This is a genomic window from Bradyrhizobium sp. 2S1 (genome assembly GCF_011516625.5).
GTDB classification, from domain to species: Bacteria; Pseudomonadota; Alphaproteobacteria; order Rhizobiales; family Xanthobacteraceae; genus Bradyrhizobium; species Bradyrhizobium septentrionale.
Window position 1 is genome coordinate 7,923,472 of sequence record NZ_CP147717.1, and the last position, 26,281, is coordinate 7,949,752.

Annotated in this window: 25 protein-coding genes, 1 tRNA gene and 4 pseudogenes; 14 read left to right on the forward strand and 16 right to left on the reverse strand. The window is 61.8% G+C overall.

The features are described 5' to 3' along the window. The first annotated feature begins 41 nt into the window (after nucleotides 1–41). Nucleotides 42–117: transfer RNA gene (locus tag HAP54_RS37440), tRNA-Lys, on the forward strand. Nucleotides 118–925: 808 nt separating this feature from the next. On the opposite strand, the gene HAP54_RS37445 is transcribed toward HAP54_RS37440, so the two are convergent. Continuing rightward, nucleotides 926–1,168: a hypothetical protein gene (locus HAP54_RS37445; protein ID WP_029081903.1), complete on the reverse strand. Its 243-nt coding sequence runs from the start codon at nucleotides 1,166–1,168 to the stop codon at nucleotides 926–928. A 98-nt stretch (nucleotides 1,169–1,266) separates the two neighbouring features. After that, nucleotides 1,267–1,500, reverse strand: a complete 234-nt coding sequence (locus tag HAP54_RS37450; RefSeq protein WP_029081904.1) for a hypothetical protein — start codon at nucleotides 1,498–1,500, stop codon at nucleotides 1,267–1,269. Nucleotides 1,501–2,258: 758 nt separating this feature from the next. On the opposite strand from HAP54_RS37450, the gene HAP54_RS37455 reads away from it, so the two are divergent. The 3 genes from HAP54_RS37455 (at nucleotide 2,259) to HAP54_RS37465 (ending at nucleotide 3,798) form a co-directional block, all read left to right on the forward strand. After that, a complete protein-coding gene (locus HAP54_RS37455; protein ID WP_166295662.1) occupies nucleotides 2,259–2,441 on the forward strand; it encodes a hypothetical protein in 183 nt (60 codons plus the stop codon). An 89-nt stretch (nucleotides 2,442–2,530) separates the two neighbouring features. Then, a complete protein-coding gene (locus HAP54_RS37460; RefSeq protein WP_166295664.1) occupies nucleotides 2,531–2,794 on the forward strand; it encodes a hypothetical protein in 264 nt (87 codons plus the stop codon). An 860-nt stretch (nucleotides 2,795–3,654) separates the two neighbouring features. Continuing rightward, nucleotides 3,655–3,798: a hypothetical protein gene (locus tag HAP54_RS37465; RefSeq protein ID WP_166295667.1), complete on the forward strand. Its 144-nt coding sequence runs from the start codon at nucleotides 3,655–3,657 to the stop codon at nucleotides 3,796–3,798. A gap of 1,086 nt (nucleotides 3,799–4,884) precedes the next feature. On the opposite strand, the gene HAP54_RS37470 is transcribed toward HAP54_RS37465, so the two are convergent. Then, nucleotides 4,885–5,193, reverse strand: coding sequence for a hypothetical protein (locus HAP54_RS37470; protein WP_166295670.1), 309 nt, complete (start codon nucleotides 5,191–5,193; stop codon nucleotides 4,885–4,887). Nucleotides 5,194–5,474: 281 nt separating this feature from the next. Between HAP54_RS37470 and HAP54_RS37475 the strand changes: the two are divergent. From HAP54_RS37475 to HAP54_RS37490, 4 genes and pseudogenes are all read left to right on the forward strand, one after another. Further along, nucleotides 5,475–5,777 (forward strand): annotated as a pseudogene (locus tag HAP54_RS37475) (transposase); the annotation flags it as partial. Nucleotides 5,778–5,892: 115 nt separating this feature from the next. Then, a pseudogene (gene istA / locus HAP54_RS37480) lies at nucleotides 5,893–7,383 on the forward strand (IS21 family transposase); the annotation flags it as partial. An 8-nt stretch (nucleotides 7,384–7,391) separates the two neighbouring features. Then, nucleotides 7,392–8,234: pseudogene (istB, locus tag HAP54_RS37485) on the forward strand (IS21-like element helper ATPase IstB); the annotation flags it as partial. Between the two features lie 329 nt (nucleotides 8,235–8,563). Further along, on the forward strand, nucleotides 8,564–9,973 hold the full coding sequence (locus HAP54_RS37490) for an integrase catalytic domain-containing protein (RefSeq protein WP_166293515.1): 1,410 nt from the start codon (nucleotides 8,564–8,566) through the stop codon (nucleotides 9,971–9,973). Between the two features lie 50 nt (nucleotides 9,974–10,023). Here HAP54_RS37490 and HAP54_RS37495 read toward each other — a convergent pair. Next, nucleotides 10,024–10,914, reverse strand: a pseudogene (locus HAP54_RS37495) (IS1380 family transposase); the annotation flags it as partial. Between the two features lie 184 nt (nucleotides 10,915–11,098). Here HAP54_RS37495 and HAP54_RS37500 point away from each other — a divergent pair. Beyond that, complete coding sequence (locus HAP54_RS37500) at nucleotides 11,099–11,371, forward strand: hypothetical protein (protein WP_166295673.1); 273 nt, start codon at nucleotides 11,099–11,101, stop codon at nucleotides 11,369–11,371. 32 nt (nucleotides 11,372–11,403) lie between these two features. Here the strand turns inward: HAP54_RS37500 and HAP54_RS37505 are convergent, their stop codons facing one another. Then, the gene (locus HAP54_RS37505) at nucleotides 11,404–11,637 is read right to left on the reverse strand and encodes a hypothetical protein (protein WP_029081912.1); all 234 of its coding nucleotides are present in this window, start codon (nucleotides 11,635–11,637) and stop codon (nucleotides 11,404–11,406) included. A gap of 529 nt (nucleotides 11,638–12,166) precedes the next feature. Here HAP54_RS37505 and HAP54_RS37510 point away from each other — a divergent pair. Next, nucleotides 12,167–12,676, forward strand: a complete 510-nt coding sequence (locus HAP54_RS37510; RefSeq protein WP_166295676.1) for a nuclear transport factor 2 family protein — start codon at nucleotides 12,167–12,169, stop codon at nucleotides 12,674–12,676. 255 nt (nucleotides 12,677–12,931) lie between these two features. Here HAP54_RS37510 and HAP54_RS37515 read toward each other — a convergent pair whose 3' ends face one another. The 4 genes from HAP54_RS37515 to HAP54_RS37530 all read right to left on the reverse strand — a co-directional run bounded on the left by HAP54_RS37515 (nucleotide 12,932) and on the right by HAP54_RS37530 (nucleotide 19,089). After that, on the reverse strand, nucleotides 12,932–16,402 hold the full coding sequence (locus HAP54_RS37515; RefSeq protein ID WP_166295678.1) for a beta strand repeat-containing protein: 3,471 nt from the start codon (nucleotides 16,400–16,402) through the stop codon (nucleotides 12,932–12,934). A gap of 1,053 nt (nucleotides 16,403–17,455) precedes the next feature. Next, the gene (locus HAP54_RS37520) at nucleotides 17,456–17,698 is read right to left on the reverse strand and encodes a hypothetical protein (protein WP_166205107.1); all 243 of its coding nucleotides are present in this window, start codon (nucleotides 17,696–17,698) and stop codon (nucleotides 17,456–17,458) included. 153 nt (nucleotides 17,699–17,851) lie between these two features. Next, the gene (locus tag HAP54_RS37525; RefSeq protein ID WP_166295681.1) at nucleotides 17,852–18,937 is read right to left on the reverse strand and encodes a YihY/virulence factor BrkB family protein; all 1,086 of its coding nucleotides are present in this window, start codon (nucleotides 18,935–18,937) and stop codon (nucleotides 17,852–17,854) included. Nucleotides 18,938–18,939: 2 nt separating this feature from the next. After that, complete coding sequence (locus HAP54_RS37530; protein WP_166293436.1) at nucleotides 18,940–19,089, reverse strand: hypothetical protein; 150 nt, start codon at nucleotides 19,087–19,089, stop codon at nucleotides 18,940–18,942. A 41-nt stretch (nucleotides 19,090–19,130) separates the two neighbouring features. Here HAP54_RS37530 and HAP54_RS37535 point away from each other — a divergent pair, with 41 nt between their 5' ends. Beyond that, nucleotides 19,131–19,457 (forward strand): hypothetical protein, encoded by a 327-nt coding sequence (locus HAP54_RS37535; protein ID WP_166295684.1) that lies wholly within the window; start codon nucleotides 19,131–19,133, stop codon nucleotides 19,455–19,457. A 112-nt stretch (nucleotides 19,458–19,569) separates the two neighbouring features. On the opposite strand, the gene HAP54_RS37540 is transcribed toward HAP54_RS37535, so the two are convergent. The 4 genes from HAP54_RS37540 to HAP54_RS37555 form a co-directional block, all read right to left on the reverse strand. Continuing rightward, complete coding sequence (locus HAP54_RS37540; RefSeq protein WP_224741604.1) at nucleotides 19,570–20,013, reverse strand: hypothetical protein; 444 nt, start codon at nucleotides 20,011–20,013, stop codon at nucleotides 19,570–19,572. 4 nt (nucleotides 20,014–20,017) lie between these two features. Then, nucleotides 20,018–20,239, reverse strand: coding sequence for a hypothetical protein (locus tag HAP54_RS37545; protein ID WP_166295687.1), 222 nt, complete (start codon nucleotides 20,237–20,239; stop codon nucleotides 20,018–20,020). 33 nt (nucleotides 20,240–20,272) lie between these two features. Then, the gene (locus HAP54_RS37550; protein ID WP_166295689.1) at nucleotides 20,273–21,121 is read right to left on the reverse strand and encodes a hypothetical protein; all 849 of its coding nucleotides are present in this window, start codon (nucleotides 21,119–21,121) and stop codon (nucleotides 20,273–20,275) included. 402 nt (nucleotides 21,122–21,523) lie between these two features. Then, the gene (locus tag HAP54_RS37555) at nucleotides 21,524–21,718 is read right to left on the reverse strand and encodes a hypothetical protein (RefSeq protein WP_029082614.1); all 195 of its coding nucleotides are present in this window, start codon (nucleotides 21,716–21,718) and stop codon (nucleotides 21,524–21,526) included. Nucleotides 21,719–21,995: 277 nt separating this feature from the next. Between HAP54_RS37555 and HAP54_RS37560 the strand changes: the two genes are divergently transcribed. Continuing rightward, nucleotides 21,996–22,223, forward strand: coding sequence for a hypothetical protein (locus HAP54_RS37560; RefSeq protein WP_166295692.1), 228 nt, complete (start codon nucleotides 21,996–21,998; stop codon nucleotides 22,221–22,223). A gap of 37 nt (nucleotides 22,224–22,260) precedes the next feature. Here HAP54_RS37560 and HAP54_RS37565 read toward each other — a convergent pair whose 3' ends face one another. Continuing rightward, on the reverse strand, nucleotides 22,261–22,626 hold the full coding sequence (locus tag HAP54_RS37565) for a hypothetical protein (protein ID WP_224741603.1): 366 nt from the start codon (nucleotides 22,624–22,626) through the stop codon (nucleotides 22,261–22,263). A gap of 401 nt (nucleotides 22,627–23,027) precedes the next feature. After that, nucleotides 23,028–23,288: a DUF3551 domain-containing protein gene (locus HAP54_RS37570; RefSeq protein WP_175619281.1), complete on the reverse strand. Its 261-nt coding sequence runs from the start codon at nucleotides 23,286–23,288 to the stop codon at nucleotides 23,028–23,030. Nucleotides 23,289–23,436: 148 nt separating this feature from the next. On the opposite strand from HAP54_RS37570, the gene HAP54_RS37575 reads away from it, so the two are divergent. Further along, on the forward strand, nucleotides 23,437–23,637 hold the full coding sequence (locus HAP54_RS37575; RefSeq protein ID WP_166295698.1) for a hypothetical protein: 201 nt from the start codon (nucleotides 23,437–23,439) through the stop codon (nucleotides 23,635–23,637). A 234-nt stretch (nucleotides 23,638–23,871) separates the two neighbouring features. On the opposite strand, the gene HAP54_RS37580 is transcribed toward HAP54_RS37575, so the two are convergent. Further along, nucleotides 23,872–24,723: a 3-hydroxybutyryl-CoA dehydrogenase gene (locus HAP54_RS37580; protein ID WP_166295700.1), complete on the reverse strand. Its 852-nt coding sequence runs from the start codon at nucleotides 24,721–24,723 to the stop codon at nucleotides 23,872–23,874. Between the two features lie 1,330 nt (nucleotides 24,724–26,053). On the opposite strand from HAP54_RS37580, the gene HAP54_RS37585 reads away from it, so the two are divergent. Then, a complete protein-coding gene (locus tag HAP54_RS37585) occupies nucleotides 26,054–26,257 on the forward strand; it encodes a hypothetical protein (RefSeq protein WP_166295703.1) in 204 nt (67 codons plus the stop codon). Nucleotides 26,258–26,281: the final 24 nt, after the last annotated feature.

The window sequence follows — 26,281 nt, forward strand, 5'->3', positions numbered from 1 at the left end:
GGGTTACCCTGCTGACGTCCGGATCCGATGTTCAGGTGAGTGAGCGCGTAGCTCAGGCGGTAGAGCACGTGACTTTTAATCATGGGGTCGAGGGTTCGAGTCCCTCCGCGCTCACCAATAAAATCAAATACTTAACTCGAAATATTAGCTACCGAGATTTTGTTCAGGGGCACAGCGGGGGCAGCAGGCGTGACCTCTGCGCAAGCAAACCAGGTCATCGTTGGCTTCAAATTAAACCTCAAGCAAACGATCCGAGATCGTCTTGCTGAAGCTCGCCGGCAAGTACTGGAAGAACGAGCGCAGCCGGCCGCCGCGTTGCCCCCTCAGACCTCCAAATGCGGATTCCGGAGATACGACGGAGCGTGGGTCATGACGCCCTGCAATTGAACGCTAGCAGTCCCGCTAATCTGGATGATCCGGGCACGCGGTCAGCTCGTTCATTCCGAAGTGCAGGCACGAAACGGCCCCAGCATGGGGATTGCCGGGGCCGTCATTCCGTCTCTGCTGGGGGCGCGGGCGCCAGTGAGCAGGCCGCCTCGCTTCGGCAGAACGCCGGTACATCCCGGCGGCCCGAATTGTACTCGACGTCGCAGCGTTCCTGCCGAGGTCTCACGGGGTACCCCGCAGGGCACATGCGGCCCGCCGCCATCCATCGAGGATTGTGTCCCAAATCGCGGCCGCCACCACCGCGATCCCGTCATTGCCTACTAGCGACGTGCACGGGCGAATTTGAGCTTGGCTGCGGCGGTCCCATGGTTGCCCAAACGGCAACGGCGATAGCCGATGCAGCCAATACGGCCTTTGTCGCGATCTTCTCGCTCCTCATGCCTGGAAGCCTCCGACCTTTGCACTGCGCATCATTAGGAGCTTGCCAGCGTATGCTCATCACCCGATTGGGTGAATGCCGACAAACAACTGACGGCGTTCACTCGTCGTCGAGCGGAAGAGAAAGCGCCGAGGGCGACTTTTGCTCGCAACCTGTTCGTCCCTTGAGCGGCAACGTAACAGCAGCCGCCTCGGTCGTCCTGCCCATGAACTGGTCCAGATTGGCGTCCGACGACCACTCCACATAGCCAACGACCGCAAAGGCAAGCACTGCTACGATGAGAACTCCAGCCACCGAAGCTGCGGCCGTTCTCGACCAGTTTTCGCTGCTGAATAATGGCATCGCGATTCTCCGACACCGGGGTTTGGCCCGTTCGTTAGATCGACTCGCGATTTTCAAATGTGAACGGCCTTACATCTCACGCGCACTTGATCTGCCCGTTAGCAAATCAGCAACCGGGCGGCGTCGATCACCGACTTCATCTGCATCAAAATCTCATACGGCTTGCCGGCGCCGCGGATGATGCGAAGCATGTTTGCTGCGACATCGCGGATAGTCCGCTCAACGTCGTTTTTCACGCGTTCTAGCGCGCGCTGCGCCTCAGCGTCCCGCTCTTGCTTCTCGCGCTCTTCCTTGTCGGGCCCGCTGCCCTCGATGATCCTGAAATCTGGCATGGCCGCTCTCCCTGCCCCCGCAGCCTGCCCTCAACCGCGTCCCCTGCCAAGCCCCAGGGAGCACCCGTCGATGCCGCAAAACAGCCGGCAGCGGACGAGAAGTTCGCGCACCCGCTAGCCGACAGGATCGAAAGCCATATCTATGCGTTGACCGGTTAAGCCCAAATGGGAGGTCAACAATGACTAACGACCGAAGCCGACGGGCACCAAAAGCGCAAAAAGCACTCCACGACAATCGAGAGCGCCTAAAGGCGGAGCGGCTGGCGCGGGAGGCTGAAGCGGCCAACCGCACAAAAGCAGGTTAAGCGTCATCTGGATGACCGCGGAGGACCAAGCCTGGACCTCTGCCTGGTGGAGGGTGAAATGGCCCTGCACTTTCGCCGCGTGGATACTGCTGAGGATCTGGAAATTTGGATCGCAAGCAGCGACGACTATTCATTCGTTATCAGCAGCGAGAGCCGAAGTGGACCTGGCCTACATGGAGAGCCCGGTTTTGTTGCGTCATATCGCCCAGACTTTCTGAATATGCCCGCGGCTCAAGTGTCCGGATCGCCCTTCAGCACGTTCGCTGAAGCCGAGCGGGCCTGCAATGCGTTCCTGGGTCGCCTCATTATCGAGGGATGACTACCGGAGCTCCCGATCACTGAAAGGATCGGCGTCGATCGGGATTTCAGCGCCAATAGGATTGCGGGGCCAGAAAGCGAAGTGTGGCAGGATCACTGGCTTGTAGCCGGCCACCGTCGGCGCATAGTCCCCCGATGATCGAGCAGCGACCAGCTTTCATGGCTTCCAAGAATCCCGGCACCGGCTGGAGGATCGATATTCTATGGCCCGATGGCGAAACAGAAGTCATCAAGGGTTTTGTTACGGAGCACGACGCGGCCAAGTGGATTTCTGAGCACTCGACGACGTGGCAAGAAAATCCGGACCAACCGCGCTAGACGATTGACCCACCATTGGTGATCGCCACCCATAGGCGACCGATTCCTAGCGGCTTCTCTCCGAACGCGATCGGCGCGATCATCGGTTCATGCCCTGGCGCCGCAAGCCCGCTCAATTCCTCCGCTACTGGACTGGTCCGGTCGATCGCAACGGCGACTTCAAAACGGTGCTGATCTTCTGCGTCGGCTGCCAGCACCACAACGGCCGGCTGAAGCTTGCCGACCTCCCCGACTGGGATTGGCACGACATCTCGGCGCACCTCAAGTGCACTGCCCGCGGCAAGGTCGGCTGGGTCGACACTCGCCTGGACTGGGGCGAGGTGATCGACTTCGCCAAGGGGGTATCTGGATGATGCTGGGACCGGCGCCCTGCGGAACTTTTCGCTTTTTCGCGCTTATTGATTCCGTTTTGGGCAGGCAACGTCAGCTTTGGAGAGAGGAGCCATGAAGCGAAGACGACGCCGGCGGGCTACGCAAATTATCCCCCTTGAAGACCGTCTTGGCCAAGAAGCCAAAGAGCTACGCCAGCGAGCTAGAAAGCTTCCCCCATGCCGAGAGCGGGAAGTATTGCTGAGAAGGGCGCGGCACAACGAGACCACTGCTCATTTGACCCAGTGGCTCATGTCCCCCGGCCCACGGGCTCCAATCTAGGAGCGCGCCGATGCACACGAACCACCACCCTATTGACGGCATCGAGGCCGCCTTTGTCTGCACAGCGGCGGTGTCTTTTGTGGCTCTGATCGCAAGCGTGGCTTGGCTCCTTCTCGGATGAAGTGCCCACAAGCCGCCCTCCCCGGTAATCGAACCTGGGACGGCTAAGGCCGTCTCAGTCGTCTTCTGTGATTTTGCCCTTGCCGTCGCAGGCCTTGCATTTAACCGGATAGATTTTGTGGCCCGCCCGAGCAGGCTGCTCAACCGGCGGGAAGCCCGTTCCATTGCAGGCCGGGCAGATATGCTCTATTGCCACTTTCTCCCGGATGAACCGGGTAGATAAGGAACGATCGGACCGACCGAACGTCTATATGAAGCTTCCAGCCAAGGGCGCCCCCCGACTGCTGGAGGAAAACCCGTATCGCTCGGGTTGGCGGCCCCCAGGTTGGGGCCGCTTCGTTGGGTTCGGCAAACGGCCCCCCGATACCTATCTTCCCGGTATGCCCATCACCCGAAAGCCGATCGAGATCCCACCAAAGGTCGCCGCCAGTTCGCTGCGGATATGCAGGCCTATCACGCCGAGCAGGACGACATTCGACGCGACCGGATCGCGGTCGGCACACGGCACATGCTGCTCGAGCACATGCCGGCCGGCACCAAGCTGCGGCTGAGCGAGGTGAAAGAACTATTCGAGTTGATGCGATGAGCGTGGTCTTGAACGGCCGCCGCGCCTGCCTGGTTTGAAACCGGCCGCAATCGAGCGCGCGCGGCGCGGAAATCAAGCGGGCGCCCGTCGCCTACGATGGATTCGCTCGGTGAAAAGCAGAAGGCCGGCGGTTGCGTCGCCGGCCCTCCATTCCCCACCGAGATGGCTCTCCGGACGGGGGTGGGTTCCGGCTTTCGCTAGGATCCACCCTTGGAGCTTGCACCATCGTCGACGACGCGGCAACGGATCCCGATTGTGTATAGCTGTGGACCGATCCCGATTTTCAGGGATCAGAACGGCTATGCCGAACGGGCGGATTGTCTCGATCCAAAATCACTGTTTTTGAACTCTGCGTCGGCCGCGAGAAGCCGCCGTCGAACTGATGATAGCCGTCAACCCGCTGCTCATCGCGCAGACGAGGCCACGATCTCTCTGCTCCGTTCCAACTATCGGATCCCGACATGATGCACTCCTGCCGTCGTTCGTAGGTTGGCGGATTAACACCATTGTCCAGGTAAAACTGTGCCGTCGTAGCCACATCGTCCAAGCAATCCGACGCATTGCGGCAGTATTCCAAACGCTAACTATTCGTGAATTGCTCGCACTGACGCCCGTAGAAATACTGAACTCGCGATGGTGGCGATATTCTTGATTACCGGGTGCGTTGGCGTCTTGGCTGTAGGAGCCACACTAGCGGTGATCATCTATTTCGATGCTCGCGCCGAGCGCAGAGGCCGACAGTAAGTCCGCCTCAAAGGAATGCGCGGGGACGTAGCTCACTCGTTTCCTGCGGGGGCCTAACGCTGCGCTCTCTCTCGCGCCGCAGTCAGGTCCGCCTTCGCGCGCGAGACTTCATCGTCGGCGGAGGTTCGCTGCGGAGGCAACTCACCGAGGTTTCGCGCCCATGGCTCGCCAGTGAGAGGCGCAGTGGCGCGCTCTGATCTGGCGCAACTAGTCACACAGAGCCCCACGAGAGCAAGTGTGACTGAGCACGCGGTAGCTTGGCGAGCCTTCTTCATCGTACCGCATCAGGCGCCCTCAAACGAACGGACGTCAAGCGCTCCGATGGTCGTGGATCGCCGTTGGCTACGGCTTCACGGGATCGGTGATCGGTCCGCCTTGGGCTTTGGCAGTCGCCGCCTGGCGGTCGCGCGCGGCCATCAGTTCACCCTGAAGCTTCGATCGTTCGTCAGCCGTCATGGCGGGATTTTTGCGCGGCGGCGGCAAATCTTCGACCGGGAGATAAGTGCCTGGTTTGGGGCGCGCGGGCATTTCGGCCCGGGCATCCATCAGCGATGAACCAGTGGAGGTCGCACAGCCGCAAAGGGACAGGCCCAACAACAACATCCCCGCGGCGAATGCAGTTCGCCGCTGATGAAAATACACAACAAACATGATTGGCCATTTCCTCAATCATTGCGGGCCAATTATGTCCGTCGGCTGTCCCCGCGTGACGCGGTTAATCGCACGTTACGGCCGCGGTTCCCGGAACCGTGTGTTGGCCGGAATTGCGGGACGAAACCCGCCGGTGGTGAAGCCGGCGGATCGTGACTAGCCCGTCTTATTCGTCAGAGTGCGCCTGAGAGGCTGGCGAGCGTGGTGTAAAGCGCTGATGCGGCGTAGGATTCGGTTGCAAAGCCAACCCCATCACCTCAACCGCGAACGCCAGGCCCGCCATGACCGATGATACGATTCTGCCCTTCTCGTTTCCAGCCGTTCACGCCAAGAAAGTCACAGCTGCCTTCGATGGCGGTCGGCTGACCTCGAACGGGGGCGTGATGCTTCTGGCGATGGCCGAGCGGCGTCTCGGCTTGGCCGACAATTTGGCCCGGGTGTTCCCGGATCGGCGCGATCCGACGCGGGTCGTGCACAGCCTTGTCGATATGTTCCGCGCGCGCATGTTCGCGATCTGCTGCGGCTACGAGGACGCCGACGACCTCGATCATCTGCGGTCCGATCCCGCATTCAAGCTGGCCTGCGTGTCATTCGGCCTGCAATATTGACCCCCTAAGCCGGGGGATCGGCGTCCAAAATTGACCCCCTACAGATTGATCTGTTGCGCTGCCTGCTTTGGAACGAAGCAGGTGGTGGGGGATGCTGATCGTGGAGACAATTGCCCGGATCCGGCGCGAGCACTTCATCAAGGGCAAGACGATCAAGGAGATCGCCCGTGACCTGAAGGTGTCGCGGAACACGGTCCGGAAGGTGCTGAGGTCGGGAGAGACCTCCTTCGAGTACGAGCGGCAGGTGCAGCCGCGGCCAAAGCTGGGACGATGGGCAGTAGAGCTTGACGGATTGCTGGCGGCGAACGCGGCCAAATCGGCTCGTGAACAGCTGACGTTGATCCGGATCTTCGAAGAGCTGCGCGGCCGCGGCTACGACGGCGGTTACGATGCCGTGCGGCGTTACGCCAGGCGGTGGAGCAAAGAACGCGGGCAATCGACCGCGGCGGCTTATGTCCCGCTGAGCTTTGCCCCAGGCGAAGCCTACCAGTTCGACTGGAGCCACGAGGTGGTCTTGCTGAGCGGGACCACGGTGATGGTGAAGGCCGCCCATGTCCGGCTCTGTCACAGCCGCATGCTGTTCGTGCGGGCCTATCCGCGGGAGACGCAGGAGATGGTGTTCGACGCCCACGACCGGGCGTTCGCTCTGTTCAAAGGCACCTGCACCCGCGGCATCTACGACAACATGAAGACCGCCGTAGAGACGATCTTCGTCGGTAAAGGGCGTCTCTACAATCGCCGCTTCCTGCAGATGTGCAGCCACTATCTGGTCGATCCGGTCGCCTGCACGCCGGCGTCGGGCTGGGAGAAGGGGCAGGTCGAGAACCAGGTCGGGCTGGTCCGGGAGCGCTTCTTCACGCCGCGGCTGCGGTTCAAAAACCTCGACGAGTTAAACGCCTGGCTGCTCGACAAATGCATCGCCTACGCCAAGGCTCATCGCCACCCGGAGCTGGTCGATCAGACGATCTGGGAAGTGTTCGAAGCCGAGCGTCCCAAGCTCGTTCCCTATGCCGGCCGCTTCGACGGCTTCCATGCGGTGACGGCATCGGTCTCGAAGACCTGCCTGGTGCGCTTCGACAACAACAAGTACTCGGTCGCAGCCAGCGCAGTCGGACGGCCGGTCGAAGTCCAGGCTTATGCCGACCGCATCGTGATCCGTCAGGATGGACGCATCGTTGCCGAGCACCCGCGATCCTTTGGCCGCGGCGAGACGACCTATGATCCCTGGCACTATGTGCCGGTGCTGGCTCGCAAACCCGGTGCCTTGCGCAACGGCGCTCCCTTCAAAGACTGGGTGCTGCCGGCCGCGATCGAGCGGATCCGGCGCAAGCTTGCCAGCACCGACGATGGCAATCGGCAGATGGTCGACATCCTCACCGCGGTGCTGACTGACGGTCTGTCCGCGGTGGAAGCGGCCTGTGCCGAAGCGCTCGGTCATGGCGTCCATTCCGCCGATGTCGTGCTCAACATCCTGGCCCGTCAACGTGAACCCGCCCCACCGGCCAACATCATGACGCCGGCCGCACTGACGCTCCGTCATGCACCGATCGCCGATTGTGCCCGCTACGACAACCTCCGGAGGACCATCTGATGGAACGAACCCAAATCTTCGACCTCATGGGCGAGCTCAAGCTCTACGGCATGAAGGCTGCCTTCGACGAGATCATGGCAACTGCCGTCAAGCGCCAGCACGAACCTCAGCGCATTGTCGGCGACCTGCTTAACGCCGAGATCAACGAGAAGCAGGCCCGCTCGATCAAATACCAGCTGACCATTGCCAAGCTGCCGCTTGCCAAGGACATCGCCGACTTCCAGTTCGACGGCACGCCGATCAATCAGACTCTCGTCAATGATCTCGCCAGCGGCGGCTTCATCGCCCAGCAACGCAATGTCGTGCTGGTTGGCGGCACCGGCACAGGCAAGACCCACCTGGCCATTGCCATCGCCAGAAGCTGCATCCGATCCGGTGCCCGCGGCCGCTTCTTCAACGTAGTCGACCTCGTCAATCGCCTCGAGACCGAGACCCGCAACGGACGGCAAGGACGGCTCGCCGAGCATCTGACCCGGATGGACTTCATCGTGCTGGATGAACTCGGCTATTTGCCCTTCGCCCAGTCCGGTGGCCAGCTCCTCTTCCACCTCGTCAGCCGGCTCTATGAGCGCGCCTCCGTCATCGTGACGACCAATCTCGCCTTCGGCGAATGGCCGAGCGTGTTCGGCGACGCCAAAATGACCACAGCGCTGCTCGACCGATTGACCCATCACTGCGACATTGTCGAGACCGGCAACGATAGCTGGCGGTTCAAGAGCCGAGACGACGATCACGCCACCCGCGCTCGTCTCGCCTCCGCTATCCCGGCCAGCTCCGACGAGACGAGCGCTACCAGCAAAGCCCGCCGCACGAAGGGGTCAAAATTGGACGCCGATGAGGGGCGCATTGCCTCATCGAAAATGTTACCGAACAATTCCGCTGATGACTGGGGCGGCGTTACCGAATCAGGTCGGTGGCGCCAATGGCGAGCGGGATCAGCATGGGCGCAAGGCGCGAGGTGTTGGCCGTGGTGGCGAGGCGCTACCGTGCGGCTGGACGAGTTGAGAAGGGACGGATCCTTGACGAGTTGACAGCAACGACGGGTTGGCACCGCAAGCACGCGGTGCGAGCACTGTCGGTTGCCGGAAGGGACAGGCCCAGACCACCACTGGACGAAGGGGCAACGAGCCCAACCGAACCAGCGACAAGTCGGCGACGCAAATACGCCAGCGTGCGCGACGCGCTGATCGCGCTGTGGGAAGCCTCCGATCGCGTCTGCGGTAAGCGCCTCGTATCGATGATCCCAGTGCTGTTGCCCGCACTCGAGCGGCATGGCCGGCTGAAGCCAACGAGCGCAGAGCGTGCGCTGCTGACAACTCTGAGCGCGGCGACGATCGATCGGATGTTGATCGACGTTAAAATTGCGGCTGCTGGGGGGCGCCGGCGGCGAGTCGGATTCTACTCGGCGATTCGACGCGAGGTGCCGATCCGCACTTTCAATGACTGGGCAAACCCGCCGCCAGGCTTTTGCGAGATCGACATGGTCGCGCACGGTGGGACCAGCGTCGCCGGCTCGTTTATCCAGACTTTGACCATGGTGGACATCGCAACAGGATGGACGGAATGCCTGCCCCTGGTGACACGCGATGGCAGCCTCGTCGTGGAAGCGATGACGCGAGCACAGGGCCTGTTCCCGTGGGTGATCTGTGGCGCCGACTTCGATAACGACAGCGCGTTCATGAACGACGTCGTCGTTCCATGGTGCCGAGCACAGAAGATCGAGGTAACGCGGTCACGTGCCTACAAAAAGAACGATCAGGCTTTCGTGGAGCAGAAGAACGGTGCGGTGGTCCGGCGGCTCGTCGGATACGGGCGCTTCGACGGGGTCGAGACGGCCCGCGTGATGGCACGTCTCTACGCGGCGGCGCGCCTGCTGGTGAACTTCTTCCAGCCGTCATTCAAGCTCAAAGAGAAGCGCCGCGAGGGTGCCAAGATCATCAAACGCTATCATCCGCCTGCCACACCATACGAACGTGCACTGGGGCACCCGAAACTCCCATCAGCGGTCAAGCGCCGTCTGCGCCAGACGTATCGGACTCTCGATCCCATACAATTGCTTGCCACGATCCGCACGGCGCAGGAAGAGCTCGGCGAACGGATCGGCAAGCGCGGTCTTGCGAAGGTTCCCACCGTATCGCCGGCTGATCCGCTCTCGTTTGCCCGATCGCTCGGCACGGCGGCAAACACCGCCGAAGTGCGGGCCACGCACCGCCGGCCGAAACGGCGATACAAAAAGCGTATTCGCATGCCCTCGAAGCTCGATCCCCATCTCGCGATCATCGAGAACTGGCTCGCCGTCGAGCCACAGCTCACTGCACTGGCCATCGTGGGCAGGCTCGCCACGATCGATCCTTCGATGTTCAGCGACAAGCAGCATTCGATCGTTCAGCGCCTGCTTCGGTCCCTCCGGCGGAAGGTGGCGGAGACAGCCATCGTATCCATGCCCGTGGATGAAATACGGCCCGAGGCTGTGGACGGCGCTGCGTGTGATGAGCACTCCGCCCCGCCCACAGCCTCTCCACCGAGCTGGCCGCGGCTCGAGACCGGTCTGGGGCAGTTCGTAGACCTTCATCCCGGGTAACATTACTTCCTGAGGCAATACGAGGGGTCAAATTTGCAGGCCGATTGACACTTGGCCTTGTGGCGCGTCTCGGTATAGCCACGCAGAACCGGCAGGTTCTCGATGGCGCGTCGCGTGCGGATGTCGTCGGCGGCCTCGTCGAGTTTTCTGGCGAGCGGCTTGGTGCCGGACAGACCGAAGATGTAGTCGATGCCGTTGGTCTCGCACCACGCCATTGCCTCCGGCCGGGCATAGTGCCCGTCGCCACGGAACGTAATTCGCGTGTTGTGCCACCGCGTCCGGATATGCCGTATCAGGCGGCGCAGATGGGCACGCACCTCGACGCCGCCCGGCGTCTTGCCGGGCCGCAACACGACCGCCACGGGCCGGCTCTTCTCCGTGTCGTAGACGTGGATCGGCAGGAAGCAGCGTTCGTCATAATGAGCGTTGAACAGCGAGAGCTGCTGATGGCCGTGGACGACATCGCAGGTATCATCGATGTCGAGCGTGACGGATGCCGGCTCGCGCGGGTAGCTATCCATCCATGCGTCGACCAAAGTGTAGGTCAGTCGGATCACGTCGCGCAGGCGCGGAGCATTCTCCAGCCGCGACAGCGTCGGTTGGGAACACAGATCGCGACCCGTGTCCGGCAGCCGTCCGCAGGCCAGCTTGAATGCGGGATCGGACCGCAGATGATCGAGGTCGTCGGCGTCCTCGTAGCCGCAGCAGATCGCGAACATGCGCGCGCGGAACATATCGACAAGGCTGTGCACGACCCGCGTCGGATCGCGCCGATCCGGGAACACCCGGGCCAAATTGTCGGCCAAGCCGAGACGCCGCTCGGCCATCGCCAGAAGCATCACGCCCCCGTTCGAGGTCAGCCGACCGCCATCGAAGGCAGCTGTGACTTTCTTGGCGTGAACGGCTGGAAACGAGAAGGGCAGAATCGTATCATCGGTCATGGCGGGCCTGGCGGTTGAGGTGATGGGGTTGGCTTTGCAACCGAATCCTACGCCGCATCAGCGCTTTACACCACGCTCGCCAGCCTCTCAGGCGCACTCTGACGAATAAGACGGGCTAAAGAAGGCACGTCGAGAGAATACGACTGCACCGGGGCGGGCGCGCGCATCATTGGGACCTTGAGGAATGATCGACGACAGAAATGGCGAAGCGGCGACCGAGTACAGTCCTGCCTTCGTCATCTTGGTGGATGGCTACATTACCCAAGGTAACCTAGCGGCGCTTCAAGGCCTCCGGTCCATCTACACCGCGGCTACACGCAGACAGCTTGTTTCCAGCCGAGAGGACAACCTCAGCCTCATCTCAATCTTCAAAGCGCGCCTCGAGCTCCTGGATGAGGCCATCACCATGGTCAGTCTCGACGCGATCAAGCGACGTCTCATAAAAGAGCGATTATGAGATGCACATTGCAACAACAGCTGTTCAGACGACTACGTTCGATCGCGCTCCAACTCGGCAACCAACTCAAATTTCGAGCGCAGCTCTCTGCAGATGCGCTCGAGCCGATCATGTAATTCATAGAGATCCTGCGGCGCGGCAACCACAGTTGTGCGAAACCCGAGCCGTTTGTCCTCGCTGATTTGAAAGAAGGCGGTCAATCCAAACCGTTCTAGGATCAATTCATGAAGCTGGTCTTTGGTGATCTTTTGCTTTTGTAATGACATTGAAAAAAAAGCCGATCTCTAAAATTCCTTCCTTTTGCTTTTTGCGCAGCACTCCTGCAAGCGCTTTGTAGCATCACCCGTAATTGCCCGGGGCCCACAGCCCCCTTCAGGCGCAGTCATCTGGTGGCGTTGCAAACGACCAAGGTCTCGGCCGCAAATCGACCACCCACCTGGTCGCTTGGAGAACGATAGCCTCACTCTCTTGGTGGCTCCGGATGTATGTCGCGTTTCGCGCTCTGGAGTTCGGCTAGCAAGTCTCTGATGTCGTCCAACGTAAGCGGATCGGAGATGCGCCCGGCAAGCTCCGTGAGGTGCCCGATTTTCTTATCCAACTCTGCGCACCGCGCGCACATGGGGCGATTGCTCCTGCGTTCGAAGCAAGTAAAACCGGTTGCGCTCTTTTCCTCAAGGACCGCCGACGAGCCGCCTCCCAAAGAATATGGTTATTCCGTATAGGCCCCGGCCTGGAAATGCTCTAAATATCACCTGGAGAGAACGGCATTTAGGTGGGAATATGTCCTGTGACCCGATGGCCGCCGCTATTGATTGGCTGGATGCTTACCGCTCGCGCGACCTCGATACTCTCATGTCATTGTTTGGGGACGAAGCGATCCTCGAATGCACCTGTTGTGTTTCCGAGACGGTCGTCGGGAAAGAGCCGTTGAGGGCGTTTTGGCCTGAACGGTTCAAAGACTGTGGCGCTTCGATCGAGGTGCACGACTTGGTGCCCGAAAGCGACGGGGCTTCAATTTCGTATATCGCTCGCGACGAGCTGCTGATGGCCACCTTGAAGCTCGCCCCCGATGGCAAGATAGCCTTCATGCGGTGGGGCCGTCCGCCCATGCCATCAGAAAAGCGGTTGGATACACCGATCGACGAGGAGTTTCCTTTTTTTGTATTGGAGCGGATCGACGGAATCTATCGAGACTTGCTTAGCCCGTTTGGCTCGCTGAATGAAGCGCTCTCCAACGTGAAGAACTCACCACCTGGCGAATACGCAATCTTGCATCTGGGCGAGATCGTTTGGCCGCAAAGGTAGTGCGTCAGTTTGTTTCTGCGTTACCGCATTCCCGACATTGGCGGCCGCGCCGCGTTGCAGTTCGCGAAAAAAAAGCCTCACCTGCTCTTCTTAGTTTGTGTGAACGAAGCAACAGTTGATGGGCGTGGTCCTTGCCGCGCTATCGGCACCGGGAATTCACGGCCCAGCGCTGGACGTTTGAAAACAGGAAGGCCGCCTCGACGGGCGGCCTTCTTTCGTAGGTCTGACAAGTTCAAGCGATCACGGCGTCGGTTCTCAGCTGAACTTGAACATGCTCGCGTCCAGCTGTCCCGGCGCGACGCCGATCAGCCAAACCGCGCTGCCCGCGGCGTCGGTGATGATCGTGGTGTTGATCCCGGCAACGTAGGTCTCGTGGGCCTGGACATCGGCGAATGAATGCAGCGATGTGCCCGCGAAGCGCACGAAGTCATTCACTCCGCCTGTATTGAAGTCCTGGATGACCATGATCTCCTGGCTGGCGTCGCTGATGTTGAAGGTATCTGCGCCAGCGCCCCCCCAGGCATAGTCGACCCCGCCGCCGCCAGTGATGTTGTCGGCCCCGCTGCCCATCAGGAACACGTCGACGCCGCTGCCGCCGGTCACCGTATCGCCGCCGTTGGAGCCGTAGACATAGTTCTGGCCAGAACCGCCGTAGATGACATTGCCGTCGGTCTCGCCCGACGAGATGAAGATGTTCAGGCCTGAGCCGCCGAACATCGTGTCGACGCCGGTGCCGCCGTAGAAGTAGTTGGTGCCTTGCCCGCCATAGAGGTAGTCGGCACCGGCTTCGCCATACATCACGTTGACATCGCTCGCGGCAGTACCTCCCGAACCGATCAAGGTGTCGGTGCCGGCACCGCCAAACAGATAGTTGAAGCCGGAACCGCCATACTCCACGTCATTGCCGTCCTCACCCAGCAGAACGTCGAGACCGGCGCCGCCGATCAGAACGTCATTGCCGGCTCCCGCATAGATGTAGTCGTTGCCGTCGCCGGCATCGCCATAGTCGTCGCCGTTGCCGAGAACGAGGATGTCAGCTCCAGCACCTCCGTAGGCGGTATCATTACCGTCGTTGCCGTAGAGGGAATTGTTGCCGGCATTGCCTGTCAAAACATTGTTCAATGCGTTGCCGCTGCCGGTGAGGTTGCCGGATCCATCGAGGATCAGATTCTCGACGTTTGCGGCCAGGCTGTAGGTGACGGTGGTGTGAACGGTGTCGGTGCCCTCGCCGCTGTTCTCGGTCACCACATCGCCGGCATTGTCGACGAAGTAGGTGTCGTTGCCGAGCCCGCCGGCCATCGTGTCGGCGCCAATTCCGCCGTCCAGCGTGTTGTTGCCGGAATTGCCGGTGATAACATTTGCGAGCGCGTTGCCGGTGCCGGCGAGATTGCCGGTGCCGTCGAGGATCAGGTTCTCGACGTTGGCGGTCAGGGTGTAGTTGATGGTGCTGTGAACGGTGTCGGTGCCCTCGCCGCTGTTCTCGGTCACCACATCGCCGGCATTGTCGACGAAATAGGTGTCGTTGCCGAGCCCGCCCACCATGGTGTCGGCGCCAATTCCGCCGTCCAGCGTGTTGTTGCCGGAATTGCCGGTCAGGACGTTGTTCAGCGCGTTGCCGGTGCCGGCGAGATTACCGGTGCCGTCCAGGATCAGGTTCTCGACGTTGGCGGTCAGCGCATAGTTGATGGTCGAGTGAACGGTGTCGGTGCCCTCGCCGGGATTCTCGGTCACCACATCGCCGGCATTGTCGACGTAGTAGGTGTCGTTACCGAGCCCGCCGATCATCGTGTCGGCACCAGCCCCGCCATCCAGCGTGTCGTCGCCACCCCCGCCGTTCAGCGTGTTGTTGCCGGAATTGCCGGTGATAACATTTGCGAGCGCGTTGCCGGTGCCGGCGAGATTGCCGGTGCCGTCGAGGATCAGGTTCTCGACATTGGCGGTCAGGGTGTAGTCGATGGTCGAGTGAACGGTGTCGGTGCCCTCGCCGGGGTTCTCGGTCACCACATCGCCGACATTGTCGACGTAGTAGGTGTCGTTGCCGAGCCCGCCGGCCATCGTGTCGGCGCCAGCCCCGCCATCCAGCGTGTTGTTGCCGGAATTGCCGGTAATGGTATTTGCGAGCGCGTTGCCGGTGCCGGCGAGATTGCCGGTGCCGTCGAGGATCAGGTTCTCGACATTGGCGGTCAGGGTGTAGTCGATGGTCGAGTGAACGGTGTCGGTGCCCTCGCCGGGGTTTTCGGTCACCACATCGCCGGCATTGTCGACGAAATAGGTGTCGTTGCCGAGCCCGCCGGCCATGGTGTCGGCGCCGATTCCGCCGTCCAGCACATTGTTGCCCGCCCCGCCAGTGATGACATTTGCGAGCGCGTTGCCGGTGCCAGAAACATTCGCAGAGGTCTCAATCGTGAGGTTCTCGACGTTGGCAGCGAGCGTGTAGTTGAAGTTGCCTGTGACAACCGCAGTGTCGGTACCCTCTCCCAGGTTCTCGGTAATGACATCGCCGGGGTCATTGAGAATATAGATGTCATTGCCCGCACCGCCGACGAGCGAGTCTGCCCCGCCTGCGCCGTCCAGCAGGTTGTCCCCGGCATCACCGATCAAGGTATCGTTGAAGTCTGACCCTCTCAGCCCCTCAATCGAGATGTAAGTGTCTCCGGCCGCCTCGCCCGTGTTCAAGGCAGGATTTGCGAGGCTCACAAGCAGGCCAGCGCTGGCGGTGATATATTCGGCAACGTCATTGCCGGCTCCGCCGTCCAACGCGTCGGCGCCGAGACCGCCGCGCAGATTGTTATTTCCCCCATCGCCCGTCAGCGTGTCGTCGAAGTCCGAGCCGATGATGCCTTCGATCGAGGTATAGCTATCACCAGCAGCATCGCCGGTGTTGCTGGCCGGATTTGCGAGACTTGCAACGACTGCCGTCGCAGCGTTGCCGTAGTCTGCGTAGTCAGTGCCTCCGCCGCCATCGAGCGAGTCGGCACCGGCACCGCCGCGCAAGTTATTGCTGTTTGCGTCGCCGATCAGGGTATCGTCAAAGGCACTTCCCTGGATGGCTTCAATCGATGTGAACGTATCTCCGGCAGCTTCACCCGTATTCTGCGTAGGGTCTGCGAGATCGACGACGAGGCCGGCAGACGAATTGCCATAATCGGCATAGTCGAAGCCTGCTCCGCCATCGAGGGAGTCCGCGCCAAGGCCGCCGCGCAGGAAATTGCTGTTGGCATCGCCGATCAGCGTGTCGTCGAACGCCGACCCACTGATGTTGCTGATGTCGAAGTATGTATCGCCGGCCGCTTCCCCGGTGTTCTGGGTGGGATCGGCGAGGTCGACCACAAGTCCGGCGACCGAATTCGCGTAGTCGGCGTAATCGATGCCTGAATCGCCTCTGATCGAGTCAGCTCCCAGTCCGCCCTGCAGGAAAGAGCCGGTTCCGTTGCCTTCAAGAGTGTCGTTGAAGTTGCTGCCGATCAGCCCTTCGATCGATGTGTAGGTGTCCCCGGCCGCAAAGCCCGTGTTATTACCCGGGTTCAGCAGGCTTGCCACAACCCCGGTGCCGGAGTCGCTGTAGGATGCGAAGTCAAATCCGTTGCCGCCGTCAAGGGAGTCGGCGCCATCGCCGCCGATCAGCGTGTCATTGCCGTCGAGCCCCGACAGCGTGTCGTCTGTGTTCGAACCGTTGGGTGTTCCGATCAGGGTGTCTGGACCTGACGTGCCTGTGAATGTTGCCATGGTGAAATTCTCTTCCCGTCATCAATGGTGGCTGTGCAATGCGCGTAGTCGGCAGAACTCAGAAATCGGCAGAAGAACCTGCGTGCTAATCACCGAACCAGAATGAACCGCTCGAGAGCCCAGGAATGCGAACACCGTACAGCAGCGAAAAGCTGCTGGGCTCAGGTAGGGGGTCGAGCTGATCGGGTGACGGAAATCCAATCGAGGCCGTTCAGGCGGATTGGAGCGGCAATGAAAAATCTCCCCACTCAATATGCAGTGATTGATTGAACAATGAAAAAGACAATTTAGGCGGGAGATTTAGAGGTAGTCCCCGGCCAAAGGCTTGACATTAAGTACGAGACGATGCTGCGGAACTCGCCCAGTGCGACAATTTGTCGGTGGCGAAGATTTCGTGTCTCGGGAACCTGGAACCTGAGGACCCTGCATCACAGAATTCGCTCGTGCTGCTGCGCGCGGCCCGTTCGGGCGGTTGATGCCGTCTCGCGCCCAAGCGTCGGCCGGATCAGGCTGGCAATCGATGGCAGCCGGCGCTACGCCATCATCGTCCCTGTTCCGTCTGTCTTGAGTGTGAGCTGCTCGATCGGAAGAAGCTGAATTGAGGCCGCCTCTGCCCCGTCAGCTGTTTCTGCAAATTGAAGCGGATAGCCATATCCGCTGCCGCGAAGACTTGAACCTCTCAAGACTTGAACGTCTCAAGACCCGAACGTCTCGATCCCGTTAGCTCGGTCCGAAAATCATATAGAGCAGCATCACGCCCACAATGGCGGTCCAGCCGATCGATGCGACAAGGGTCCACACCTGCAGGGGCATCGAACAATCTCTTTGCAATCAATGAAGCAATACGAAATGAAGCAATACGAGGAAGCCGCTGGCGCTGGACAGCGGCCTCCTGAACCTGACCTAAAATGAACGCCTTGGAAGTAAAAATATTCGCCTCAGGTCCGCCATTATTAGATCGGGAAATTGCCACACAGTGAAGTCCGAAAAGCTCCAACGCCTAACGGAACTCTTGTGGCGTTGCGGGCGCGACACACCTTCTGCGGCCTGACTTCAGGCGTCGGTCAGCGGAAGCTCGCCCTGACCGCCCGTCCAGTCGATGATGTCGACCTGGAGCCCTCGCCTTAGCATCTCGGCCTCAAGACTGCCGGCATGCCGTTTCCACTCGGGCGTCGAGCGGACCCGGAATTTTGGCTCTTCGCCGTAGGCCTCGAACTCATCGTCGGCCGCGAGCGCGCCGCGGACGGCTTCATACATCATCTTCAAGCTGGCGTCGGTGAAGGCGCCGTAGTCCATCGGTCGTCTCCTGTAACGCGGTTAGACGCAAAAAGCCGCCACGCTGCTACGCGTGGCGGCCTTCCGCAAGCGGCCCATCCAGACGGCCTAGAACGAACCTTGTGTGAGTCGGGTTAATGAAAGCTTGCCGGTGCAGCGGCGACGTCGGTCTCGCTACGAAGCCTTGCCGACCGTATCCGCCATCCTTGCGCCGCGCACCCCGAGCGGCTTCCCGCGGCCCACGGTCGAATCGATGGTAGTCTGATGCTCGATTTCTGAATTCAATTCTGCCCCACATAGCACGATGATGGCGGACATCCACATCCAGGTCATCAGGCCAATGGCCGCGCCAAGCGAGCCGTAGGTCGCGTTGTAATCGCCGAAATTCGCGAGGTACCAAGACAGCAGCGCCGAACCGATCAGCCACAGCACGGCCGCGGCAACGGCACCAACGCTCAGCCATTGCCAGCGCGGCGTGCTCCGGCTGGGGCCGTAGCGATAGAGCACCGCCAGCGCGACGAGGAGCAGGAGGACCAGGACGGGCCACCGCCCGAGCCGGATGATGAGTTCGGCCCGTGTGCCCAGTCCGACCTGCTGGAGCAGAAGCGGCACGACCACCACGGCCCCTACCATCAACATGACCGAAATGAGCGCTGCGATTGTGAAAGAGAGGGACATCAGGTTCAGTTTGACGAAGCCGCGCTTTTCCTTCTCCTCATAGACGACGTTGAGCGCATCGAAGACCGCCTTCATTCCAGCGTTGGCGCTCCAGATCGCGATCAGCAGACCGAAGGCAAAGGTAAGGCCGAGCGTCGAAGACCCCTTCGCGAGCACGCGGGCGACTTGGTCTTGGACGATGGCAAATGAACCTTCCGGCAGCATCAGCGCCAGGCTTTGCAGATTGGATGAGATCGTGGACGGATCGGCGAACAGGCCGTAACTCGAGACCAGCGCCGTGATGGCCGGAAAGATCGCGAGCAGCCCGTAGAACACGACGCCGGCGGCGGTCGCCAGCAGCCGGTCCTCGTCGATCTGCTGATAGGTACGCAGCAGAATGTCCTTCCAGCCGGCGGCCGGAATCTGAAGCGGCGTGTGAGCCAGCCGTCCACGCTCTTGCGCTTCGGCGAGTACGGGCTCCGCACGCCGCCCTGGGACGCACGGCGTCTCCGATCGTGACACGTGGCGATAGATCGCCAAGGTCGCCAGCGCGGCTGCGCCAGCGAGCATCAGGTCGTTCGGCCAATTCGAGCGGGGGGCCATCGCTAGTCCTGAATGGCGTCGCGCGGACGATTGAAGCGCATGAAGCCGCATGCCAGCGCGTAGCCGGTCACGAGGTGCCCGTTCCATTGTCGCAAGTCCGCGAGGTAAGATCGGGCGATGAGGTTGGGTGACGGTCGGGCGTTGGCGCGCATGGCGATGTCCACTGCAAGTCGGCATCGGACAACCCGGCAGGGTGATCGACGTTCCTTACCCCGCTGCGCGTCACGGCTTCGGCCGCGTGGCGCTTGCGTCGGTGAGCATTGTGGTGACGAGGTCCAAGAGCCGATGCTTCACGGGGTCCGCATCGGCCGGCTCTGCCTTTGCACTGACCGTCAAGTTCGACGATCGGATGCACGGCATCGGAGATGTCGGCCACTTTCGAGACGTGCACTTCGGGCGCGGGTCGCGCCTCGATCCGCGGGTCCTCGCGCAATGCTTCAGAATCTGCTCGCCGATGCGCTCGATCGGTCTGCCCGCACAGACCGGGAAGGACACCTTCACTTCACCGAAGTTGGGATAGGTGCTGTGATTGATGATGGCGCTACTCCATACCGAGCCGTTGCGCAGCAGGATCGGGACGCCAGGGAAAGTTGCATTCGCGGTAGCGTGTGGCCGGCGAGCGGACCTAGGGCTTACCGGGCTTGAGGGAGCGTCGCGCGTGGCGGAGAGGAACTCGGGAATGGCCGCGCCACCATGAGCGTCGCGCGCTCATCGGTTTCCAATGCGATCTTCTGGGCAAGCATCACGTCGCCCGCCACCAGCGAACCGACAGGCCGGAAGCACCAGCCGAGGACAACGCGGTCGCGGCCGTCCATCTCATAGACATTGGTCGACGTGCCGTAGCAAATCCGATAACGCTTGCCGGACTCCGAGCCGATGACGTCGAAGCGGTTGTGCTTTTCAAATTGCGATCGCTGCTCCGGCGAGAGCCATGCGGACATCAGCGCCAGCCCGCGCGCCTCCTTTCGTTCATAAGCCTGCCAGCGCTCCCGGATCGCGACCAGCGTCGCACGCAGCGTGCCGGCGGCGTGCTGCAGCACGGACAGCGGAGACACGCCGCGCAGGCGGGCGATCATGGCGTCAGCCGCCCACCAGCCTGGGATAGAACAATGTTTCCTCGGCGGTTGGATCGAGCGCGCGGACGAGCGCCGCTTCGCCGGAAGATCTTCGCACTGCGGCGGTGTAGCCGTCCGATGTCAGCTCGGCGAAGCGCGCATTCGCCCAGGCCAGTTGTTCGCCGTCCTCGGGATCGAAATACTGCCTTGTGTCGCCGGTGTGATCCATAACCAAAATCGTTGCCATTATCCTCTCCATCGAAGCACATTCACGATTGCATCAGACCACCGGCACTTGGTTTCTTGGCGTGCCGCCCATCCACTCCGGCAGCGCCGCGCCGTCGCGGTGCCGGCCGCCTGCACAGGCTGCGGCCCAGGCTGCGACCGCGCCGAACAACAGCGCCGCCGCAACCGAGAATGCAAGGATTACAGAGCTGCGCCGCGATCGCTGGATGGCGGTTTTGGCATCACCGATGACACTGTCGACGCGCTTCTCGGCCTCGGCAGCAGGCAGACCGGTCGCGGCCGCGACCTGCTGGATCAGATAGCTGCGATCTTCCGTGTTGACGCCGCTGTGGCCGGAGCTGGTCAGCAGGATGCGGCCCGCCTCCGCCCGCTCGTAACCGATGTCGAGATTGGCCGGACGCCGCACCGAACGGTACAAGCGATCGAGCTCGGCGCTCAGCAACTGCTCCGCAGCCGTCGCAGAAGGCCGGCTCTGGATCACCGGGCGAGCGGCCGACAAGCCAACCAGCGCGATGATTGTCCCGCCCATGACAACGGCGAGCGCCCAGGTGGTCAGCCCATGAAGTCCGTCGTTGCTTTCGACCACGTCGGCCGGCGTCGCACCGACCACACGTTGCGTTCGGCCGGCGATGTAGCCGCCGACGCCAAGGCTCACCAGGGCCTGAAGGATCAGGTACAGCCCGGATAGCAGCGCGAGCGCGGCCGATGCATCACGCCACGATGGCGAGCTCGAACTCACGCCCAATCCAACTGCTGCTCCGAAGCTGATCAGGATCAGCGACAAGGCCGAAGCGGTGAGCGCGCCCGCGAAAACCGGACTCCATTGCAGCCGCAAGCCGCCCTTATTGTCGACGACGTCAGCAACGCTTCGATCGGTGTCCATGATGCGTCTACCGCAATCCAAAGAACGACAATACCGCAAGAATGACCACGATCAGTCCGACCAGATAAATCAACTGGTTCATGCAAGCCTCCTCCGCTCAATTCCGACCGGACAATCTGGCCGAGAAGCCAAAGTTCCTAGCTGTATGAGCGGGCACGTGCCTTGCGGCCCACAAAGAGGGCCCCGCCGAAGCGGGGCCCTCTTTGTGTTACCGTAAGATGTGCTCAGGACTTGCTCGTCGTCCCAGTCATGACCGCGGATCACGAAGCCGCGGTCGCGGTAGCTTGCCTCAAAGACCGCATTCTCGCGCATGTTGAACGCATTCAAGGAGACCGCAGCGACTGTCACCTCCGATACCACGATCATCCGCGCGGCCTCGGGCCATGCCGGTACCTCCCCTCGTCACAGTCTCAGGCATCGAAACAATTGCGCGAGCGCGGTGTTGGCAGATTGTGCGCGCCGTTCGAGGACCTCGGCCGCGGTGGCGTAGTTGCGCGCCAGGATCTGGAGCGCGCGACGCGCGTCCGGCAGCGTGGATTGCTTCGCCATCTCCAGGCACTGATGCTCGAAGTATCGAAGCTCCTCAAGTTCGGTCATTGCGATTCGTCCGATTAGGTTCCGCATTGTCGAACTCACTGCGCCCGCGACCTAGTGAAAGTTTGGCAAGATTGTTGCGGGGGCCGGACTAGCTGGTCCGAGTGTTTCTGGATGCATGATTTGATAATCACCGCTCCGTGACCGGCGCGGGAGTGAGCTGCGCGGATCGGCAAGCGCGTTCGATCGTTTCAGACTGCCGGAGTTTTGCTTTGCAGGCATCGTTGCGAGAGATTTCGCTGGAGCGGGCCGCGGCCGGCGCGGCATTGATTTGGCGTTGTTGAAGCAGATGAAGAAGCGCGATTGGGCCTTCGTGGCCGCCTGTGTGGCAGGTGCCGTGCTGTTCGGTGTCTGGAGCTTCCAGATGGGTCTCGCATTTCATCGATCCCGGCAGGGCGCGACCGATCTCTCCAGTTCGCACCGGCGTAGCCAGAACGGCGCCTCCGCGCGCAGCCCGGCCCGGCTGCCGGCCGACGACGGCGATGAGCAGGCCGGGCAGCCGCGCTAGCGGAGCACTCGCGGTCTTCACCGCACATCGTCCCGGATTAGGCCCAGGCAAGACCGGGTATGACAGCGGCGTCCTCCTCGTCGGTGCTCGCGCGCGTGGACCGCTTGCCGCGGATGGTGTCGCTTGCGCGACGGTGACGGATATCGAGCCTGCGCAGCGCCGTCGGCACACGCCGCAGCATCCAGCTGATAGAATCGATCGCCTGGCGGACGACGGCCAGCACGGTCGCCACGCGCGTGAAGAAGCCGATCAGGAAGATCATCGAGAAAATGTCGATATAGGCCAGCACATCGCCAACCAGCATCAACTCGGGAGGAAGCGGAATCCGATGCCAATAGGCGCCGATCAAGATGACGACCGGGATCAGCGCAATCAGCTTGCGCAGTGTCAGCCGGTCGAGCAAGGCAGCGAGTTCCACGACCAGAACCTGCCAGAGCCAATCGCCAAACGCGGCCGGCCTGTCAATCGTCCAAGTTTGCCAGATTCGTTTCCACATTGCGGCGTCAGCCGTCTCTCGGGTGCAAAACTCGGGTGCAAGACCGGCACGCTACGATTTCGACGAGGCCCCGCCTGCGTCGCCCTCGACCGCCGCGCCTTCCACGTCGGTCGAACCGGCCGATGGAAAGATGCGCTCGTAGTTCGCCCGGGCCTCGCGGATCAGACGCGCGCTCCCGTTCGGACTTCGAGATAAACCTGATGATCTCGCCCATTTGCTCTCCAAGAGGGTCTGCCCTCCGAGGGGGTAACTGTCTGACTATTGGCAATGCAATCATCGTGCCTGATGGCCGCACGGCCGACGGCCGCTTAGCGGATCGCCCGCGGCGCCATCCGCTGCTGGCTGAACGCAACGCGCGGGTTGACGCCGCAATAGGCATCGCGGCCTGACGCCGCCGCCTGGCACTGCTGGTAGGTCTGGTACCCGCAATAGCCGGGATACCCCTCCTGCTTGCCCTGGATGCACCAGGGATAATCATAGGAATCGGCGACCGCCGGCGATGCGGAGCCGACAATCCAGCTCGTTCCGAGCGCCGCAAACGCCAGAATTGCCCAATTCGTCCTGCGCATGATCCTGCTTCCTTCCTCAATCGGCACCCAGCTACTGATGTAGGTACGCCGGCGAGATGTGCGAGGTTTCCGGTCGCCGCCTCAAGAAGCTGTGAGCGAGCGTTGTAAGGAAGGTTCAAGGCCCTTTTCAGCATGAACAGGCCGGCTGATGCCGGATGGCCATGAGAACAAGCCTAAGAGCTTCCTCGGCCAGGCCAAGTCAGAGGAGTTGTTCGCCAAGGAGGCCTACGCGTTGAAGAACCAGTTGGAGTTCTTCGCGGTGACCGCGAGCGTCTTCCTTGCCAGCAAGGATTCCGGGCACGAGCCCTACACGCCCGCCACGCTCGAGGAAAAGATGCCGGACGACTAGAAGTATCTCGTCGGCCTGCTCGGCGCCGATCCCGAAGAAACCCGCATCACGCCGGTCGCCTCCGCGAACTGAGTTCAGGACCCCACAAAAAACACGAGGCCCGGTGTGCCTAGGAGCCCGGGCCTCGTGTCTGATGTCCCCCGCCTCACGTGGCGGATCAGAGGTCTGCGTTTACGTCAGGTCACAGGCGCGATCCATCCCGGATGACTACGGTGTTGGCCGCGCGGCGCGACCTTACTTGCTGTAGCTATAGAACCCCTGCCCGGTCTTGCGGCCGAGATGGCCTGCATCGACCATCTCCTTCAGCAGCGGCGCCGGCCGGTACTTGGGGTCGTTGAAGCCCGTGTAGAACACCTCCATCACCGACAGCATGGTGTCGAGCCCGATCAGGTCGGCAAGCGCGAGCGGGCCGATCGGATGGTTGCAGCCGAGCTTCATGCCGGCATCGATCTCCTCGGCCGTCGCAATGCCTTCCTGCAGCGCGAAGATCGCCTCGTTGATCATCGGGCACAGGATGCGGTTGACCGCAAAGCCCGGGCTGTTCTTCGCCGTGATCGCGACCTTGCCGACGCGCTTGGCGAAGGCTTCGGCCTTGGCGACGGTGTCGTCGGAGGTCTGCAAGCCTCGGATCAATTCGAGCAGCGCCATCACCGGGACCGGATTGAAGAAGTGCATCCCGATGAAGCGATCAGGACGATCGGTGGAGGCCGCCAGGCGGGTGATCGAGATCGACGAGGTGTTGGTCGCAACCAGCGCGCTCGGCTTCAGCCCGGCGCAGAGATCCTTCAGGATCTTGATCTTCAGCTCCTCGTTCTCGGTCGCCGCTTCGATCACGAGATCGCAGGCGGCAAGCTTCGACTTGTCGGTGGTCGCGGTGATGCGCCCGAGCGTCGCGTCGCGATCGGCCGCCGTCATCTTCTCCTTGGCGACCAGGCGATCGAGGCTGGTCCCGACCGTCTTCAGGCCGCGCTGCACCGCCGCGTCGGAGATATCCACCATGGTGACAGCAAGCCCCGCCGCCGCGCAGATCTGCGCGATGCCGTTACCCATGGTTCCGGCGCCGATGATGCCAACCGTCTCGATCATTGTGTCAGTCCTTCCCGTCGCTTGCGCCGCCGCGCGGCTGCATCGTCAAAAACGGCGGACCGAAAGTCCGCGGATGGCGCATGCATAGCAGTCCGGTCGAGCGGCCGATACAGGGGGTACCGGTATTCTGGTGATGACTATTCCGGGCGCGGCGGGACCGGTCGCCGTGGCGGGACGGCCGTGCGCGACGGCACCTCGGTCCGTGACGGCTCGGCGGCGCGCGACGGCTCGAATACGCGATTGAGTCGCACGATCCACCAGGCCACCCGCCCGTAGCTGCGGCGCAGCGCCGGTACGATACCCTCATCAATATCTTGCTGCCGATCCATGGTCGCTATCGCTAGCGTACATCCTTGAAGGAACGGTGTGATGAGATCACGCGCTGGGTGGCCCGCCGGTAGGGATTTGGCAACCATTCCGTCCCGATTCTCGGCAAAGGCCCCGTGGGCCGGATGCTACAAAACCCGCAGCTGCGACGTTCAGCACCTTTCCACGCAGGGGTGTCGATCGCTAAATAGCCCCCATCGCACGTCTCGGAAACGCTGAGGGTACGGTGTTTCGATTATTTCGACGCTGGAAGACGAGCAAGCTGGCGCTGGCTTGCCCGAGTTGCAAGGAAATCGCGTCGCCTCAACTGTTCCGGCGCGGACGATATTTGCATGGCGACACACCGCTTCGCTGCGAGCGCTGTGGCACGGTATCGCTGACGACGCTTTGGCGCTTCGAGGGTTTGGCTCATGGCCCCGCGGCTGCTGGCTGCGAGGGATCCAGACCCGCCTTCTCGCCTCAACAGCGCGCGACCTGAGCCGGCGGACGCCGGTAGTCTCCCGGATTGCACATGGACGGGCTCGCGGCGCAGCATTGCCAAGTCGGCTGCGGCTCGCATTTTGTTGATCGAATTTTCGAGAGGAAGCCGCGACTTACAGGAATTGGACGACGAAGGCTACGCCCATGCTTGCCGAGAAATTCATTCTGTTGCTCGAGACGTTGCTTAACGGCCAGACCCATTCCGACGGAAGCCCGCGTGTGGTGAGCACGTCGCCCCACATCCCGGTCAAGCTTCCGCGCGGAAGCCAAGGCAACGCTCAAGGCAACGCTCCTCGCGAAGCCTGCTGGCAGCAGGCCAGGTCGCCACAGCGCGCCAGAATTCTCCATCGCCCGCGCGACGGCGCGGACTCCCTGTTGCGGTACGCGTGAGCAACGTTGCCGGCGGTTGACCGCAGCGATCCGCGGAGCTCGTTGGCACGGCGGGCGCCGCGCCCGTGAACCGGCTCATAGTTGGCAAAGGCTGAGCCGCGCTACACCGCGTCGGCAACAACGCGGTGTCGTCATGCAGAGCAAGACCGATTTCGTGAGCATCGTGGTGGCGGTCTGCGTTGCTGCCTACGCAGCGATCATGCTTGCCTATCTAGCTCAATACGATCTCGGCCTCTCCACCGCGCAGACGCGCCATCTCTCGGTGCTGGCAGCGCTCGTCCTCGCGCTGCCGATCGTGGTGGATTTCCTGCGCGCAGGATCCGGCAACGCCAGCTGACGCGGATATCGGCACGCCTGCCCG